Raw genomic sequence first — 14,601 nt, forward strand, 5'->3', positions numbered from 1 at the left:
CCTTGCTTGACTTGTTAATACCGTTGAGCGAGATGTCGGCGGTGCGCTGCCGGTGACCCGAACAGCGACCGGTTGAACACGGCGCGTTTCAGATAGACGTGGATGCCGCTCTCCCACGTGTAGCCGATCCCGCCGTGCAGCTGCAGCGCCTTGCCGACGACCTCGACCGCGCCGCCGCAGGCATACGATTTCGCCATGGCCACCGCGACATCGGCCTCGGAGCCACCGAAGCCGGTGGTGGCCACCGCGTCGACAGCCTCGCGCACCAGGGCGCGGGCCACCGAGACCGTCACCAGCATGTCCGCGCATGCGTGCTTGACGGCCTGGAAGGAGCCGATGGGACGGCCGAACTGGTGGCGGGTCTGCGCATACGACACGGTGGCGGCCAGCATGGCCTCGGCCAAACCGAGGCTGTCGCAGGCCACCGCGACGGCCGCCCGGTTCTGCACCGACCGGGGGTTTCCGGTGAACGACAACGGCTCGGCCACCTGCACGCCCTCGGCGGTCACGGTGGCGACCCGGCGAGTCTGGTCGAGCACCGGCTGCGCAGTGACGGCGAGCAGGTCGGTGGCCACGGCGACCTCGGCGCCGGTGTGGTCGGTGGCCAGCACCAGCAGCAAATCGGCGCCGTCGGCGTCGGGAACGAAGTCGGCACGTCCGGACAGTCGCCCGTCGGCGGCCAGGGTGAAGTCACCCATCACGGTGGCGGCCCGTGTCGTGCCGGCGGTGACATCGGTCAGCAATCGGTCACGAACCGCACTGTGCTGCAGCGTGTTCAGCACACCCACCGTGAGCACCGCGCTGCCGAGGTAGTCGGCGGCGACGGCGGCCCTTCCCAGTTCTTCGCAGACCACGGCGACCTCGGCGAACGTCGCACCGGCCCCGCCGAAGGCCTCGGGAACCTCCAGTCCGACCCAGCCGGCGTCGGCAATGGTGGGCCAGTCGACGGCGCGGCCGCGGCCCAGCACGTCGGCGGCGACGGCCCGAAGGTCGTCGTGCAGTTCGGCGAAATCGGTTGTGGTCACGGCAGGCTCGGTTCTCGCGGCAAACCCAGGCCGCGTTCGCCGATGATGGTGCGCTGGATCTCGCTGGAGCCGCCGGGGATGGTCCACTCCCAGGAGCCGATGAAATCGAGCACCCAGGAACCCGACTCCCAGCCGCTGGACAGGGGTTTGGTCAGTGCGGTGTGCGCGGCCAAACCGCCGATCTCGGCGCCGAAGTCGGTCAGCCGCTGTAATAGCTCGCTGTAGTAGAGCTTCACGATCGAGGCGTCGGCGGGTCCGGCCGTGCCGGCCTCGACGTCGGCCACCAGCTGTCGGCACATCGCCCGCAGGCCGGTGATCTCGGTTTCCAACTGCGCCAACTTGTCGGCCACCACCGGGTCGTCGCTCGGCGCGGCCTGCACCAGCCAGCGAAAGCCCGCGCAGCCCAGCCGCTCGGCCAATTCGAGCATGGTCATGCCGCGTTCGGCGCCCAGCGTCGCCTGCGCCACCTGCCAGCCGGTGTTCTCGGCCCCGATCAGGTTCGCCGCCGGGATCACCACGTCGTCGAGGAAGATCTCGCAGAAGTGCTGATCGCCGACGGCGTTGCGGATCGGCCGCACCTGCACTCCGGGGGTGGCCATGTCGAGCAGGAAGTAGGAGATCCCTTTACGTTTGGGGGCCTCCGGGTCGGTGCGGGCCAGCAGCAGGCACCACTGGGCGTGACTGGCGCCGCTGGCCCACAGCTTCTGGCCATTGACCAGGTAGCCGTCCCCCACCCGGCGCGCAGTGGTGCGCAGCGACGCCAAATCGGAGCCGGCCTCGGGCTCGGAGAACCCCTGCACCCAGATCTCGCCGTCGAGGATGCCCGGCAGGTGCCGGCGGCGCTGCTCCTCGGTGCCCGCTGCCAGCAGGGTGGCCGCCGCGTGGTGGATGCCGACGAATGCCAGCACCAGCCGCGGCGCGTCGTGGGCGGCCAGCTCCTGGTACAGCACGGCCTGGTCGGCCACCGACATGCCGCCGCCCCATTCGCGCGGCCAGTGCGGCACGGCGAACCCGGCAGAGTGCAGCGTGGCGAACCAGCGGCGCTGGAAGTCGACGAACTCGGCCTCGCTGACCCCGGTCTGGGTGCGGCGCCAGTCCGCCGGGATGTTGTCGGCGCACCACTGGCGTACCCGGGCGCGGAAGTCGGCAGGTTGATACGGCGGCTCCAGCTTCGCCTCTCCTGCGTCGAACCTCGCTGAACCGCCGGAGCCCGTCGTCATGCGTAGAGTCCCGTCAGCCCGGTGCGGCCGGCGCGCTCGACCAGCAGCTGGCGGGTGGCCGAGAGCCCCCACGGCAGCCGGCGCAGCGGCTGGCTGTAACGCGACAGCCAGGACAGGGCCGTCTCGTCGCAGAACCCGACGGCGCCGTGCAGTTGGTGGCAGACCCGGAAGACCACGTCGGCGGCTTCCAGGGCCGCCGCGCGCAGCGCCAGCGCGTCGTCGACCGCTTCGGGGCGTGCGGTCGCGATGCTCCACAGCGCGTACTTGGCCAGCATGTCCAGCCCGGCGCGTTCCACTTCGGCGTCGGTCAGCTGGAACTGCACGCCCTGGAACTTCGCCAGCGGCTGGCCGAACTGTTCACGCAGCCGCACATGGTCTTTCGTGAGGTCCAGCGCCCGGTCCAGCATCCCCAGCAATGTCCAGCATCCCAGCGCCAGCGCCAGTGCCACGTCATCGGCGCCATCGGTGTCGATCTCGGTCAGCGCCAGCTCGGCGACCAACCCCGGTCCGGCCGCCGGTTGCGCCACGGCCGTGCTGCGCACCCCGGCCAGCGTGACCGCGGCCCACCGTTTCGACAACCCGGCCACCGCCCCGGCGGGCGTGTGCTCGGCGACCACGATGAGGCCGTCGACATCGAGACCGGCGGGCGCCGAAAGACATTCGGCCACCGGATAGGGCAGTGCCCAGTAGCCGGCGCTGCGGCACAGCGCCGCGGCGGCTTCGAGTTCGTCGGCGTCGGCACGGGGCTTGAGGTCGAATGCGCCGAGTCCACGCAGCACCGGGGCGACCAGCTCGTCGCGCACGGCCGGGTCGGTGTCGGCGCGCACCACCAGCTCGTCGCCGCCGGCCGTGTCGAACGCCCGCAGTGCTGCCCGCCCGTATTCTTCGGCGTCCGCGCCGAGTTCGAGGATCATCGCGACCCCGCCAACAGCGCGCGGGAGAGCAGAATGCGCTGCATCTCAATGCTGCCCGACGAGACGGTGGCGGCCTGCGAATAGCGCCAGTGGTCGTCGACCTCGGCACGGAACCACTGCCCCCGCGGTCCGCCCGGGGCTTCGGCGGCGATCTCCATCAGGACCTCGGCGCTCTCCTGGTCCAGCCGGGTGACCGCGATCCGGTAGGCGGCCGCGTCCCCCGGCGCAATCCGCCCGCTGGCCTGCAGCGAGACCACCCGGTAGGCCATCAGCCGGGCGCGCCGGCAGTGCGTGAGCATCCGCACCCACCGCGCCGTCAATTCGGCGGGCAACGTCTCCCAGCGATCGCCGAGCGCGTCCGGCGCGGCGGCAAGCAGGCGTTCGCAGCGCGCGTAGCGGGCGATGCCCACCCGTTCGTAGGACATCACGTCGGCCACGATCGACCAGCCGGCGTCGACCTCGCCCAGCACGTCGGCGTCGGTCACCCGCAGGTCGTCGAAGAACACCTCGTTGAGATGGTGCGGGCCCATCATGGTGCGGATCGGCCGGACCTGGATCGCCGGGTTGTCCATCGGCACCAGGAACACCGTCAGGCCCTGCTGCTTCTTGGTCGCCACCCCTTCTTTGAGGTCTTCACCGAGGCGGGTGGTGCGGGCCAGCAGGAAACACCACTGCGCCATGGTCGCGTAGGAGGTCCAGATCTTCTGGCCGTTGATCAGCCAGCCGTCGCCATCGCGGCGGGCGTGGGTGCGCAGCGACGCCAGGTCGGAACCGGCCTCGGGCTCGGAGAAGCCCTGGCACCAGATCACCTCGCCGGCGGCGATCGGCGGCAGGTGCCGGCGCTGCTGTTCGGGGGTGCCGTGCCGCATGATGATCGGCCCGACCCAGTTGACCCCCATGTACTGCGCCCCGCGCGGTTCGTGGTGGGCCCACATCTCCTCGCGGACCACGGTCTGCTCCCACACCGAGGCGTCCGCTCCGCCGAACTGCTGCGGCCAGGACAGGCACAGCAAGTCGCGCTCGGCGAGCACCCGGCAGAACCGTTGTGCGGCAGCCAGATCGGCCGGATCGTCGGTGAACGCGCCCGGGAAGTGCTCCGGCAGCTCGTGTTCGATCAGCTCGCGCAGCTGGCCTCGCAGCGCGCCGGCGCGTGGCCCCATGTCGAAGTCGAGGCTCATGCGCCACTCCTCAGCATCGCTCCGCAAGCTCCGTCCCCCTCGGCGCTGCGCGCCTGGGGGCACCCCCACTGCATCGTCGCCGGCGGGCTCATGCCGGCGCTCCGTCGAGCCCGAGTTCGGCGAGCACCACCGCGGTGTGGGCTCCCAGCTCCGGCGCGGGGCCGGCAACCCGGCCGGGGGTGCGCGACAGCCAGGTGGGCACGCCGGGAAAGCGCACCGGTCCGGCCGGGGTGTCGACGGTCTCGAACAGGCCGACCGCGTTGAGGTGCGGATCGTCGAAGAGGTCACCCGGGGCGTTCAGCGGGGCGGCTGGAATCTCCAACTCGTGCAACAGCTTCAGCCATTGCGCGGTGGTGCGTTCTGTCATGGTCTCGGCCAGCAGTCCATACACGGTGTCGATCTGCTGGGCGCGCTGCGCCAGGGTGGCGTACTGCTCGGAGGCCCAGGGCGGCTGCACGGCATCGATGAAGGCGTTCCAGTGCTTGTCGTTGTAGATCAGCGCGGCGATATGTCCGTCGCTGGTCTGATACGGGCGCCGGTTGGGCGCCACCGTGCGCGGGTAGACCGCCGGCCCCAGCGGCGGGTCGAACATCGCGCCGTTGGCGTGTTCGACGAGCATGAACGAGGCCATGGTCTCGAACATCGCGACCTCGACCTCCTGGCCCTGCCCGGTGCGCTCCCGGTGGAACAGCGCCATCATCGTGGCGTACAGCGCGGTCAGCCCGGCGATCTTGTCGGCCATGATGGTGCCCACGTAATCGGCCCGGCCGGTGAGTTGCTGTTGCACCGCGGGCAGTCCGCATTCGGCCTGGATGGTGTCGTCGTAGGCCGGGCGGTCGCCGTCGGGGCCGCGCCGGGAATAGCCGTAGCAGTTGGTGTAGACGATCGCGGGGTTGATCGCGGCCACCGCGCCGTAGTCCAGGCCCAGCTTGGTGATCGCTTTGGCGCGCATCGAATGGATGAACACGTCGGCGCCGGCGATCAGCGCGGTCATCGCCGCCTTGCCGTCGTCGGTGCGCAGGTCCAGCACGATGCCGCGTTTGCCGCGGTTGACGTTGACGAACACCCCGCTCATGTCCGGCGCCGGGCCCGCCGAGATGTAGCGGGTGGCATCGCCTTCGGGCGGCTCGACCTTGATGACGTCGGCGCCCATGTCGGCCATGATCTGCGTGCAGTAGGGGCCCATCACCATGGTCGTCAGGTCGACCACGCGGACACCGTGCAGCGGTCCGCGCGCCGGAGCGCCCCCAGCAACGTCCACCCTGATTTGTTCGGACAAAATACTCCGTTCTGCGTATTGCAGAACACTATTCCGCAGCGCTTATTCGCGCGTCAAGGCCCAGACGCGCATCACCGACGGCTATTGTCTGGACTAACTGCGCTTGGTAGCGTCCGAAGGTATGACGGCACCCTCCCCGCTTCTTCCGCGCGATGGGCGGACCGACCCGACGGTCGCACCCGGCTGGCGGTTGGAGCGGGTCACCGCCCCGAGCCGGCTGTTCGGCGCCAACGGCCTGCGGACCGGCCCCGACGGCCGGGTCTACGTCGCCCAGGTCACCGGAAGCCAGATCAGCGCGCTGGACGTGTCCACCGGCGAGCTGGCCGTCATCAGCGCACGCGGCGGGGACGTCGTGGCCCCCGACGACGTCGCCTTCGACTCCGCCGGCACGCTGTATGCCACCGAGGTGATGGACGCCCGGGTCAGTGCGCTCGACAACGGACGCGCCCGGGTACTGCGCGACGATCTACCGTGCGCCAACGGGATCACGGTGCATCAAGACCGGCTGTTCGTCGGGGAGTGCCGCGACGGTGGCCGGCTGATGGAGCTGGACCGTGCCACCGGGGCGCAGCGCATCCTGGCCGAGAACCTGCCGTCGCCCAACGCCATGGCGGTGGGGCCCGACGGGCTGCTGTACTTCCCGGTGATGACCGCCAACGAGATCTGGCGCATCGACCCGTTGGCGACCGAAGCCCTGCCGCAGCGGGTTGCAGGCGATCTCGGTGTTCCCGACTCGGTGAAGTTCGACGCGGACGGATTCATCGTCTCGACCCAGGCGGCCAGCGGCCAGGTGTTGCGCATCGACCCGCGCACCGGGGATCAGACCGTGCTGGCACAGCTGAGTCCTGGCCTGGACAACTGCACATTCGTCGGCGAGCGGCTGTTCGTCTCCAACTTCAGCGGCGAGATCGCCGAGATCACCGGCGGTGCGGTGACCACGGTGCTGCCTGGCGGACTGAACTGGCCGCTGGACCTCACCGTCGACGCCACCGGCACGCTCTACGTCGCCGACGGCACCTACTTCTATGCGGTCGGCGACGACAACCGACTGCAGACGCTGGGCATGCTGTTCAGTCCCGGCTATCCCGGCTTCATCCGCGGGGTGACCGCGGTCGGCGCCGGCGAGTTCGTCGTCACCACCTCCGGTGGACAGGTCAGCCGCTACCTGCCGGCGCAATCAGCCGGCGAGGTGCTCGCCGACGGCTTCGACCAGCTCTACGGGGTCACCGCCGGACCCGCCGGGGTGGTGGTCACCGAGTTCGGCACCGGCCGGGTGCTGCGCGTGGACGCCGGAACCGTCGAGGTACTCGCCGCCGGGCTGGCGGGCCCGGTCGGGATCGTCCGTGCCGATGACGGGACCTACCTGGTCGCCGAATCCGGCGCCGGGCGGGTGGTGCGGGTCGGCGCGTCCGGCACCGAGACGGTCGTCGACGGCCTGGCCCGGCCGCAGGGCATTCTGCCGGCCGACGGCCGGCTCTACATCGTGGACGCGGGCAACCGCGAGGTGCTCGCCGTCGACCTGGCCACCGGATCGCGGCACACCATCGCCGCCGGACTGCCGATCGGACCGCCGCCGGGCGTGGTGCCCAAACCGCTGCGGGGCATGCCGCCGTTCTCCGGCCCGCAGGGCCCGTTCGCCGGCATCGCACGCGGCCCGGACGGCACGCTGTTCGTCGCGGCCGACGGGGAGGGCAGCGTGCTGGCACTACACCCGGTCGGCCCGTGACCGACCACCGCTACCTCAAGGTTGCGCGGGCACTGCGCAAGGAGATCGCCGACGGGGTCTACCCGGTGGGTTCGCAGCTGCCCACCGAACACGAACTGTGCGAACGGTTCTCGGTCAGCCGTTACACCGTCCGCGAAGCGCTGCGGCGGCTGCGGGAGGACAACCTGGTGGTGTCCCGGCCACGCGCGGGCACCGTGGTGATTCCCCGCGCGGCGACGAACTGCTACGCCCAGGACGTGGTGTCGATCGACGATCTGGTCGCCTTCGCGGCCGGCGCCTCCTTCGAGATCGACTCCAATGCCATGGTCACCGTCGACGGCGAAATCGCCGCGCGCACCGGGCTGCCGGCCGGCACCGACTGGCTGGCGGTGCGCGGCTACCGGCGAGCCGACGGCCGGCGCGCGCCGATCTGCCGGACCGAGTACTACATCAACCGCGCATTCGCGCGTGTCGGCCGATTGCTGCAGCGGCACACCGGTCCCATCTTCCCGCTGATCGAAGACGTGTTCGGCGTCAGCGTCGTCGAGGTGCGCCAGCACATCCGCGCGGTGATCATCACCGCCGAACTCGCCGGCGAACTGGCCGTCGAACCCGGAACCGCCGCACTGCAGATGCAGCGCAGCTACACCACCTCCGAGGGCGAGATCGCCCAGGTGACGGTGAACACCCACGCCGGCGACGACTACCGGTACTCGATGACGCTGCACCGGGTGATGGGACAACCCGGCCCATGAGGCTGCACACGCTGGCCGACGCCTTGGCACAGGAAACCGATCGGGCTCCCGACCGAGTTCTGCTCATCGACGGCGACACCCGACTGACCTGCCGGGAGTTGCATTCGGCGGCCCACGCGCTGGCCGGCGCGATGTCGGAGAAGATGCCGGCGGGCAGCGTGGTGTCGTTCATGTTGCCGAACTGGCACGAGGCCGCCGTGGTCTACCTGGCGGCGGCCCTGGCTCAGATGGTGGTCAACCCCATCCTGCCGTCGCTGCGGGATGCCGAGCTGACGTTCATCCTGTCGGATTCGGGCAGCCGAATGTTGTTCGCCCCGCAGCGCTTCCGCGGTCACGACTACGCCGCCATGCTGGCCCGGGTGACCGCTGCACTCGCCGAGCCGCCGGAGGTGGTGTTGGTGCGTGCATCCGGCCCGTCCGCCGGCACCGACTACCGCGCGCTGACCGACCACCCGCGCGCGGTGTCGCCGACGCCGGTGGACCCGGACGCGGTGCTGTTGCTGCTGTACACCTCCGGAACCACCGGCCGAGCGAAAGGCGTGCTGCACAGCCATAACTCGATCAACGCGCTGATCGCTCAGCTCGGCCGGCACTGGCTGATTCAGACCGGTACCACGTTCCTGGTGCCGTCGCCGATCGCCCATATCGGCGGGTCGATCTATGCGTTCGAGGCCCCGCTGCTGCTGGGCACGACCGCCGTGCTGATGGACACCTGGGATGCCGACGCGGCCGTGGCGCTGATGCTGGCCGAACACTGCACCCACGTGGCCGGGGCCACGCCGTTTCTGGCCCAATTGCTGGCCGCCGCCCGCCGCGCCGGCACCCGGCTGCCCGACCTGAAGCTCTTCGTCTGCGGCGGGGCAGCCGTGCCGGCGTCGTTGATCCGCGAGGCGGCCGACTACTTCGGCACCGCCGCCGTCACCCGGGTGTACGGGTCCAGCGAGGTTCCGGTGACCACGGTCGGCGCGGTCGGCGCCCACGAGCGCGCCTACGCCGCGGACACCGACGGCCGGGCCGGGATCGCCGACATCAAGTTGGTCGCCCACCGCGGCGCCCCGGACGGCGAGGGCGAGATCTACGTCCGGGGGCCGCAGATGCTGGTGGGTTACCGGCGCAGCGAGGACGCGCAGGGCTGCTTCGACGCCGAAGGCTACTTCGCGACCGGCGACCTGGGCCGCTGGGTCGACGACGAGTACCTGCTGGTCACCGGCCGACTCAAGGACGTCATCATCCGCAACGGGGAGAACATCTCCGCGCGAGAGGTGGAGGACATCCTGATCAGCCATCCCGGTATCGCCGAGATCGCCGTCGTGGGTGTACCCGACGAGCGCACCGGGGAACGCGCCTGCGCCGTGATCGTCCCGGCCGGCGGCACCGGCCCCGACGTGGCCGAGTTGCGCGAGCTGCTGACCGCGCAGGGTGTGGCGGTGTTCAAGGCGCCCGAACAGGTGGAGATCTGGGACGAACTGCCGAAGAACGATGCCGGCAAGGTGGTCAAACAGCGCATCCGGGCGGTGCTGGCCCGGCCTGAGGTAGGTGACTGAGCATGCAGGTGGCGATCGTGACGGGCGCCAGCAGCGGAATCGGATTCGGCTGCGCCACAAAGCTTGCCGCGGACGGGCTGGCCGTGCTGGGGACCGGCCGCGACACCGATCGGCTGGCCGGGCTCACCGCCGAGATCGACGATCCGGACCGGGTCGCCACGCTGGCCGTCGACCTCACCGCGGCCGACGCGCCGCAGCAGATCGTCGATGCCGCGCTGGCCCGGTGGGGCCGGGTGGACTATCTGATCAACAATGCCGGCGTCGGCAGCCCGAAGCCGCTGCACGACACCGACGACGACACCCTCGACCACTTCCTGAACCTGATGCTGCGGGCGCCGTTCCGGCTGACGCGTGAGGTGCTGGGCCACCTGCGGCCCGGGTCGGCGATCATCAACGTCACCTCGACCTTCGCCGTGGTCGGCGGGTTGCGCGGCGGGGCGTACTCAGCAGCCAAGGGCGGGCTAACCGCGCTGACCACCCACATCGCCTGCCAGTACGGGGCACAGGGCATCCGGTGCAACGCGGTGGCCCCCGGCGTCACCGTGACGCCGATGGTCGAACAACGCCTCGACGACCCGCGCTTCCGCAAGATCAACACCGAGATGACGCCGTATCCGCGGCTGGGCCGGGTGGACGACATCGCCAACACCGTCGCCTTCCTGTGTTCGGAGGCGGGCGCGTTCATCAACGGCCAGACCATCGTGGTGGACGGCGGTTGGAGTTCGACCAAGTACCTCTCGGACTTCGGGCTCGACTCGCACTGGGTACAGCCGTGAACCTCTTCACGCTGCTGGATCAGGCCGCGGCCCGATTCGGCGAGCGGGGGGCGGTGTATCACGGTGAGCGCCTGCTGCACACCTGGCGTGAATTGGCCGACCGCGCGCTGCGCTTGGCGGCATCGTTGCGCCGGGTGGGCGGACCCGGGGCACGGATCGTGATCGCCAGCGAGAACCGGCCCGAGATCATCGAGCTGATGTTCGCCACCTGGGCGGCCGACTGCGTCGTCGTCCCGCTCAACTACAAACTGCACCCGCGCGAGATGGCCCAGATCATCTCCGACGCGGGCGCCGACCTGGCCTTCGCGTCCCCGACGCTCGCCGCCGGACTGACCGGCGCGGTACCCATTCGGATCGAGATCATCGGCAGCGCAGCATATCTGGAGCGGTTCCAGACCGAACCGGCCGCGCCGCCGGATCCGGATCCGAGCCGGCTGGCGTGGCTGTTCTACACCAGCGGCACCACCGGGCGCTCGAAGGGGGCGATGCTCACCCACCGCAACCTGGTGGCGATGACCGTGGCGCACCTGGCCGATCTCGACGACCCCGACGCCGACTGCAGCCTGATCCACGGCGCCCCGATGTCGCACGGCTCCGGGCTGTACATCGCGCCCTACCTGCTGCGCGGCGCCCGCCAGGTGGTACCGGCATCGGGGTCGTTCGACGCGGACGAATTCCTCGACCTGTGCGGGCATCATCCCGGCGCCACCGCGTTTCTGGCGCCCACCATGGTGGCGCGGCTGCTGGCCACCGGCCGCGACCGGCCGCCCAACCTGCGCACCATCATCTACGGTGGCGGCCCGATGTACCTCGGGGACCTCAAGCGCGCACTGGCCGCGTTCGGGCCGGTATTCGCCCAGCTCTACGGCCAGGGCGAGGCCCCGATGACGATCACCGGCCTGAGCCGTGCCGACCACGACAGCGGCGACGACGCGATGCTGGCCTCGGTGGGCTATCCGCGCTCCGGAGTGGAAGTCTCGGTGCTGCGCGACGACGGCACCTCCGCGCCGGTCGGCGAGGTCGGTGAGATCGTCTGCCGCGGCGACGTGGTGATGGGCGGCTACTGGAACGACCCGGAAGCCACCGCCGCGACCATCAGGGACGGCTGGTTGTTCACCGGCGACAAGGGCTGCTTCGACGAACGCGGGTTTCTCACGTTGCGGGACCGTTCCAAGGACGTGGTGATCAGCGGCGGCAGCAACATCTATCCGCGCGAAGTCGAAGAGGCGCTGCTGGACCACCCGGGTGTCGTCGAGGCCGGCGTGGTGGGCGCACCGGATGCCGAATGGGGCGAGATCGTGGTCGCCTTCATCGTCGGCGAGGCCTCGGCGGCCGAACTGGACGCCCATCTGCTGGAACGCATCGCCCGGTTCAAGCGCCCCAAGCGCTACGAGTTCGTCGCCGCGTTGCCCAAGAACAGCTACGGCAAGGTGCTCAAACGCGAGCTGCGGTCGCTGGCCGGCGACATGGCAACCCTGCCGGGAAATTAGCGGCGGCGGCTTCGAGGATTCAGCATCGCCGCCGCGGCCGCGACATCGCCCTCGACTCGGGTGGTCAGCGCGTACCGGGCATAACCGATCGAAGCGGCGTGCCACAGCCGGCGGGTCTGGGCCGTCAGACCCGGGCGCACCTGGCCGCCAGCCTGCGCGTAGGCCGCCAGTGTCGCCTGCAGCATCTCTTCGCCGGCGGCACCGTACTGGGCGGCCAGGTCGCGGGCGGGGTCGTCGACGCGCGCGGTGGTCCAGTCCAGCAGCCCGACCAGGGTGCCGTCCTCGGCGAGGAGGACGTGTGCGGGGTAGATCTCGCCGTGGGTCATCACGGTCTGGTCGGGCCAACAGGTGTCATCGGCCAGCCAGCTCTGCCAGGCCTCGGCGAGCTCGGGCGCGACGGTGAACTCCGAGCGCACCTCCGCGATGTCGTCGCGCCACGACTGCCGGACCTGCTCGGGCGTGCGCACCTCGACCCCGGCGGCCGCGGCCTGCTCGCCGGTGATGGAGTGCAGCCGGGCCAGCAGTCGGCCGAGGCGGACCGCGTAGTCGGGACTGGCGGGATCCATATGCCAGTCCGGGCCGCCGTCGTCGTTCAGGGTCAGGCCCGGCGCACCGGTCAGGGCCGGGTAGGCGACCAGCTCCGGAGAACGAATCCGCCAGTCCGGGACGGCGATCCCGTCGGCGGCGAGTACCGGGCCCACCAGGCCGAGGACGCGGGCCTCGGCGGCCATCCCGGCCACGACGTCCGCACGCCGCGGCAGCCGCAGCACCCAGCGGCGCCCGCCCTCGTCGGAAGCCATCACGACCCGATAATCCAGGCCGGCGTCGTTCACCCGGGCGCCCCGGGAGACGAGGTTCAACCCGTGGGAGGCCGCCAGGGCAATGGCATCGTCGATCGTGCTCATGGCCCCAGGTTTTCACCGGAAGTCGCACAGATCCAGCTGGGTTACCGTCTGCCGGCTGCTCGTCCCGACTACTTGACCTGCGACTTCATCTCGTCGAGGTTGACCAGCACCGGCCAGCCGCATACCGACAGCGCATTGCCGTGGCCGGTCTCGTGGATGTCGAAGGCGGACTGGACCGCCGAGTAGAAGCCCTGCACATCCAGGGTCTGGTTCACCGCCCGCTTGGCCTGCCGCAGGGCGAAGGACGGCATGGTGGCGATGTGCTCGGCGAGCCGGCGGGTCTCGGCGTCGAGCTCGTCGCGCGGCACCACCTTGTTGACCATCCCGGTCTGCTCGACTTCCTGTGCGGTCATCGCGCGACCGGTGAACAGGATCTCCTTGGCTTTGCGCGGGCCCAGTTCCCAGGTGTGCCCGTGGTACTCGACGCCGCCGATGCCCATCAGCACCACCGGGTCGGAGAACTGGGCGTCATCGGCGGCGATGATCAGGTCGCACGGCCAGCACAACATCAGCCCACCGGAGATGCACCGGCCCTGCACCGCGGCGATCGACGGCTTGGGCACGTTGCGCCACCGCAGCGTGTACTCCAGGTAGCGCTTGCACTCGTGTTTGTAGATGAACTCCAGGGTGATCTTGTCCGGCACCGGGCCGCCGCCTTTGAGGTCGTGGCCGGCCGAGAAGTGTTTGCCGTTGGCCCGCAGCACGATGACGGCGACATCGTCGTCGTCGGCGGCGCGCGTCCAGGCCGCGTCGAGCTCGTCGAGCAGCTCGGGGTTCTGGGCGTTGGCGGCCTCGGGCCGGTTCAGCGTGATCGTCGCGATCCGGTCGGCGACCTCGTAATCGATGTACATAAGTGTCCTTGGGGTTGCGGGATCGGCAATCGACGAGAAGCCGCTTCTCATTCTCGGAAAGTTACCATCTTCGCCGCCGGGACGGCACCGCCGCGATCGGCGCCCACGATATGGCGGCATTCTCCGGTAAGGTGCATTCGTGTTCTCCCAAAAAGGCAACGGTCGGAGCCGCTGGTGAGCAACCCCGAAGAGGAGCCCGTCTGGAAGCAGCGGGCGGTCGAGCGATCGATCAAGACCGCACGGCTGCGCGCCGCCCAGCGCGTCCAGCGATTTCTGGACGCCGCCCAGGCCATTATCATCGAGAAGGGCAGCACGGACTTCACCGTCCAGGAGGTCGTGGAGCGCTCACGGCAGTCGCTGCGCAGCTTCTACCTGCAATTCAACGGCAAGCATGAGTTGCTGCTGGCGCTGTTCGAGGACGCCCTGAGCCGGACCGCCGACCAGATCCGCGCCGCCACCGAGGACCAGACCAAGCCACTGCAGCGGTTGAAGGTCGCCGTCGAGTTGCTCTTCGAGCTGTCCCGGCCGGACCCGTCGGCCAAGCGCCCGCTGTTCACCGATTTCGCACCGCGGCTGCTGGTTTCGCATCCCACCGAGGTCCGGGTCGCCTTCAACCCGCTGCTGAGTCTGCTCACCGAGTTGATGGAGGCCGCCGAGCAGGCCGGCGAGTTGCGGAAGGGCGTCAACGCGCGACGCATGGCGGCGATGACCATGCAGACCGTGATGTTCGTGGCGCAGTCCAGCGGCGAATCCGACGACCCGGCCGTCCATCCCATCACCGCCGACGAGGTGTGGGACTTCTGCGCCCACGGCCTCGCCAACTGACTCGCCCCTATCGCCGCGGCCGTGCACGTCCGCTATCGCCGCGGCCGTGCGCGTCCGCTATCGCAGCGACAGTGCGCGTCCCCGGTCGACACGCCGCCGAAATTCCCGGGTTTGCGCACGCTCGCACCCGGCAC

General features: G+C 70.1%; 13 protein-coding genes. 6 read left to right on the forward strand and 7 right to left on the reverse strand.

Translation table 11 applies throughout. The features are described from left to right. Positions 1 to 14 precede the first annotated feature (14 nt). From G6N19_RS05435 to G6N19_RS05455, 5 genes are all read right to left on the reverse strand, one after another. Positions 15 to 1,025, reverse strand: coding sequence for an acyl-CoA dehydrogenase family protein (locus G6N19_RS05435; protein ID WP_013827675.1), 1,011 nt, complete (start codon positions 1,023 to 1,025; stop codon positions 15 to 17). Beyond that, on the reverse strand, positions 1,022 to 2,245 hold the full coding sequence (locus tag G6N19_RS05440) for an acyl-CoA dehydrogenase family protein (protein WP_232062529.1): 1,224 nt from the start codon (positions 2,243 to 2,245) through the stop codon (positions 1,022 to 1,024). Before G6N19_RS05440 ends, G6N19_RS05435 begins: the two co-directional genes overlap by 4 nt. After that, the gene (locus tag G6N19_RS05445; RefSeq protein WP_193465917.1) at positions 2,242 to 3,159 is read right to left on the reverse strand and encodes an acyl-CoA dehydrogenase family protein; all 918 of its coding nucleotides are present in this window, start codon (positions 3,157 to 3,159) and stop codon (positions 2,242 to 2,244) included. The genes G6N19_RS05440 and G6N19_RS05445 overlap by 4 nt, the downstream gene beginning before the upstream one ends. After that, positions 3,156 to 4,337, reverse strand: coding sequence for an acyl-CoA dehydrogenase family protein (locus G6N19_RS05450; RefSeq protein ID WP_112684332.1), 1,182 nt, complete (start codon positions 4,335 to 4,337; stop codon positions 3,156 to 3,158). The genes G6N19_RS05445 and G6N19_RS05450 overlap by 4 nt, the downstream gene beginning before the upstream one ends. 88 nt (positions 4,338 to 4,425) lie before the next feature. Next, on the reverse strand, positions 4,426 to 5,562 hold the full coding sequence (locus G6N19_RS05455) for a CaiB/BaiF CoA transferase family protein (RefSeq protein ID WP_193466307.1): 1,137 nt from the start codon (positions 5,560 to 5,562) through the stop codon (positions 4,426 to 4,428). A gap of 175 nt (positions 5,563 to 5,737) precedes the next feature. On the opposite strand from G6N19_RS05455, the gene G6N19_RS05460 reads away from it, so the two are divergent. The 5 genes from G6N19_RS05460 to G6N19_RS05480 are packed head-to-tail and all read left to right on the forward strand — an operon-like array spanning position 5,738 to position 11,886. After that, entirely contained in the window at positions 5,738 to 7,342 is a 1,605-nt protein-coding gene (locus G6N19_RS05460; RefSeq protein ID WP_193465918.1) for an SMP-30/gluconolactonase/LRE family protein, read from the forward strand. After that, the gene (locus G6N19_RS05465; protein WP_013827668.1) at positions 7,339 to 8,076 is read left to right on the forward strand and encodes a GntR family transcriptional regulator; all 738 of its coding nucleotides are present in this window, start codon (positions 7,339 to 7,341) and stop codon (positions 8,074 to 8,076) included. Before G6N19_RS05460 ends, G6N19_RS05465 begins: the two co-directional genes overlap by 4 nt. Beyond that, the gene (locus G6N19_RS05470; RefSeq protein ID WP_193465919.1) at positions 8,073 to 9,620 is read left to right on the forward strand and encodes an AMP-binding protein; all 1,548 of its coding nucleotides are present in this window, start codon (positions 8,073 to 8,075) and stop codon (positions 9,618 to 9,620) included. The genes G6N19_RS05465 and G6N19_RS05470 overlap by 4 nt, the downstream gene beginning before the upstream one ends. Before the next feature lie 2 nt (positions 9,621 to 9,622). Continuing rightward, positions 9,623 to 10,396 carry an SDR family NAD(P)-dependent oxidoreductase gene (locus tag G6N19_RS05475; RefSeq protein WP_083037226.1) on the forward strand — a complete coding sequence of 258 codons (774 nt, stop codon included), beginning with the start codon at positions 9,623 to 9,625 and terminating at the stop codon, positions 10,394 to 10,396. Continuing rightward, positions 10,393 to 11,886: an AMP-binding protein gene (locus G6N19_RS05480; protein ID WP_193465920.1), complete on the forward strand. Its 1,494-nt coding sequence runs from the start codon at positions 10,393 to 10,395 to the stop codon at positions 11,884 to 11,886. The genes G6N19_RS05475 and G6N19_RS05480 overlap by 4 nt, the downstream gene beginning before the upstream one ends. Here G6N19_RS05480 and G6N19_RS05485 read toward each other — a convergent pair. Both G6N19_RS05485 and G6N19_RS05490 read right to left on the reverse strand, forming a co-directional pair. Beyond that, positions 11,883 to 12,791, reverse strand: a complete 909-nt coding sequence (locus tag G6N19_RS05485) for a macrolide 2'-phosphotransferase (protein WP_193465921.1) — start codon at positions 12,789 to 12,791, stop codon at positions 11,883 to 11,885. The two genes, G6N19_RS05480 and G6N19_RS05485, sit on opposite strands and share 4 nt — an antisense overlap. Positions 12,792 to 12,859: 68 nt before the next feature. Beyond that, a complete protein-coding gene (locus G6N19_RS05490; protein ID WP_013827663.1) occupies positions 12,860 to 13,642 on the reverse strand; it encodes an enoyl-CoA hydratase in 783 nt (260 codons plus the stop codon). Positions 13,643 to 13,816: 174 nt separating this feature from the next. Between G6N19_RS05490 and G6N19_RS05495 the strand changes: the two genes are divergently transcribed. Continuing rightward, positions 13,817 to 14,467: a TetR/AcrR family transcriptional regulator gene (locus G6N19_RS05495; protein ID WP_013827662.1), complete on the forward strand. Its 651-nt coding sequence runs from the start codon at positions 13,817 to 13,819 to the stop codon at positions 14,465 to 14,467. Positions 14,468 to 14,601 lie beyond the last annotated feature (134 nt).

The organism is Mycobacterium novum, from assembly GCF_010726505.1.
Taxonomy (GTDB): Bacteria; Actinomycetota; Actinomycetes; order Mycobacteriales; family Mycobacteriaceae; genus Mycobacterium; species Mycobacterium algericum.

What these genes read in the sequence shown, in the direction of transcription:
- G6N19_RS05440 (WP_232062529.1), bottom strand. Translation starts at nt 2,245, where the DNA reads ATGACGACGGGCTCCGGCGGTTCAGCGAGGTTCGACGCAGGAGAGGCG.
- G6N19_RS05445 (WP_193465917.1), bottom strand. Translation starts at nt 3,159, where the DNA reads ATGATCCTCGAACTCGGCGCGGACGCCGAAGAATACGGGCGGGCAGCA.
- G6N19_RS05450 (WP_112684332.1), bottom strand. Translation starts at nt 4,337, where the DNA reads ATGAGCCTCGACTTCGACATGGGGCCACGCGCCGGCGCGCTGCGAGGC.
- G6N19_RS05460 (WP_193465918.1), top strand. Translation starts at nt 5,738, where the DNA reads ATGACGGCACCCTCCCCGCTTCTTCCGCGCGATGGGCGGACCGACCCG.
- G6N19_RS05470 (WP_193465919.1), top strand. Translation starts at nt 8,073, where the DNA reads ATGAGGCTGCACACGCTGGCCGACGCCTTGGCACAGGAAACCGATCGG.
- G6N19_RS05475 (WP_083037226.1), top strand. Translation starts at nt 9,623, where the DNA reads ATGCAGGTGGCGATCGTGACGGGCGCCAGCAGCGGAATCGGATTCGGC.
- G6N19_RS05485 (WP_193465921.1), bottom strand. Translation starts at nt 12,791, where the DNA reads ATGAGCACGATCGACGATGCCATTGCCCTGGCGGCCTCCCACGGGTTG.
- G6N19_RS05490 (WP_013827663.1), bottom strand. Translation starts at nt 13,642, where the DNA reads ATGTACATCGATTACGAGGTCGCCGACCGGATCGCGACGATCACGCTG.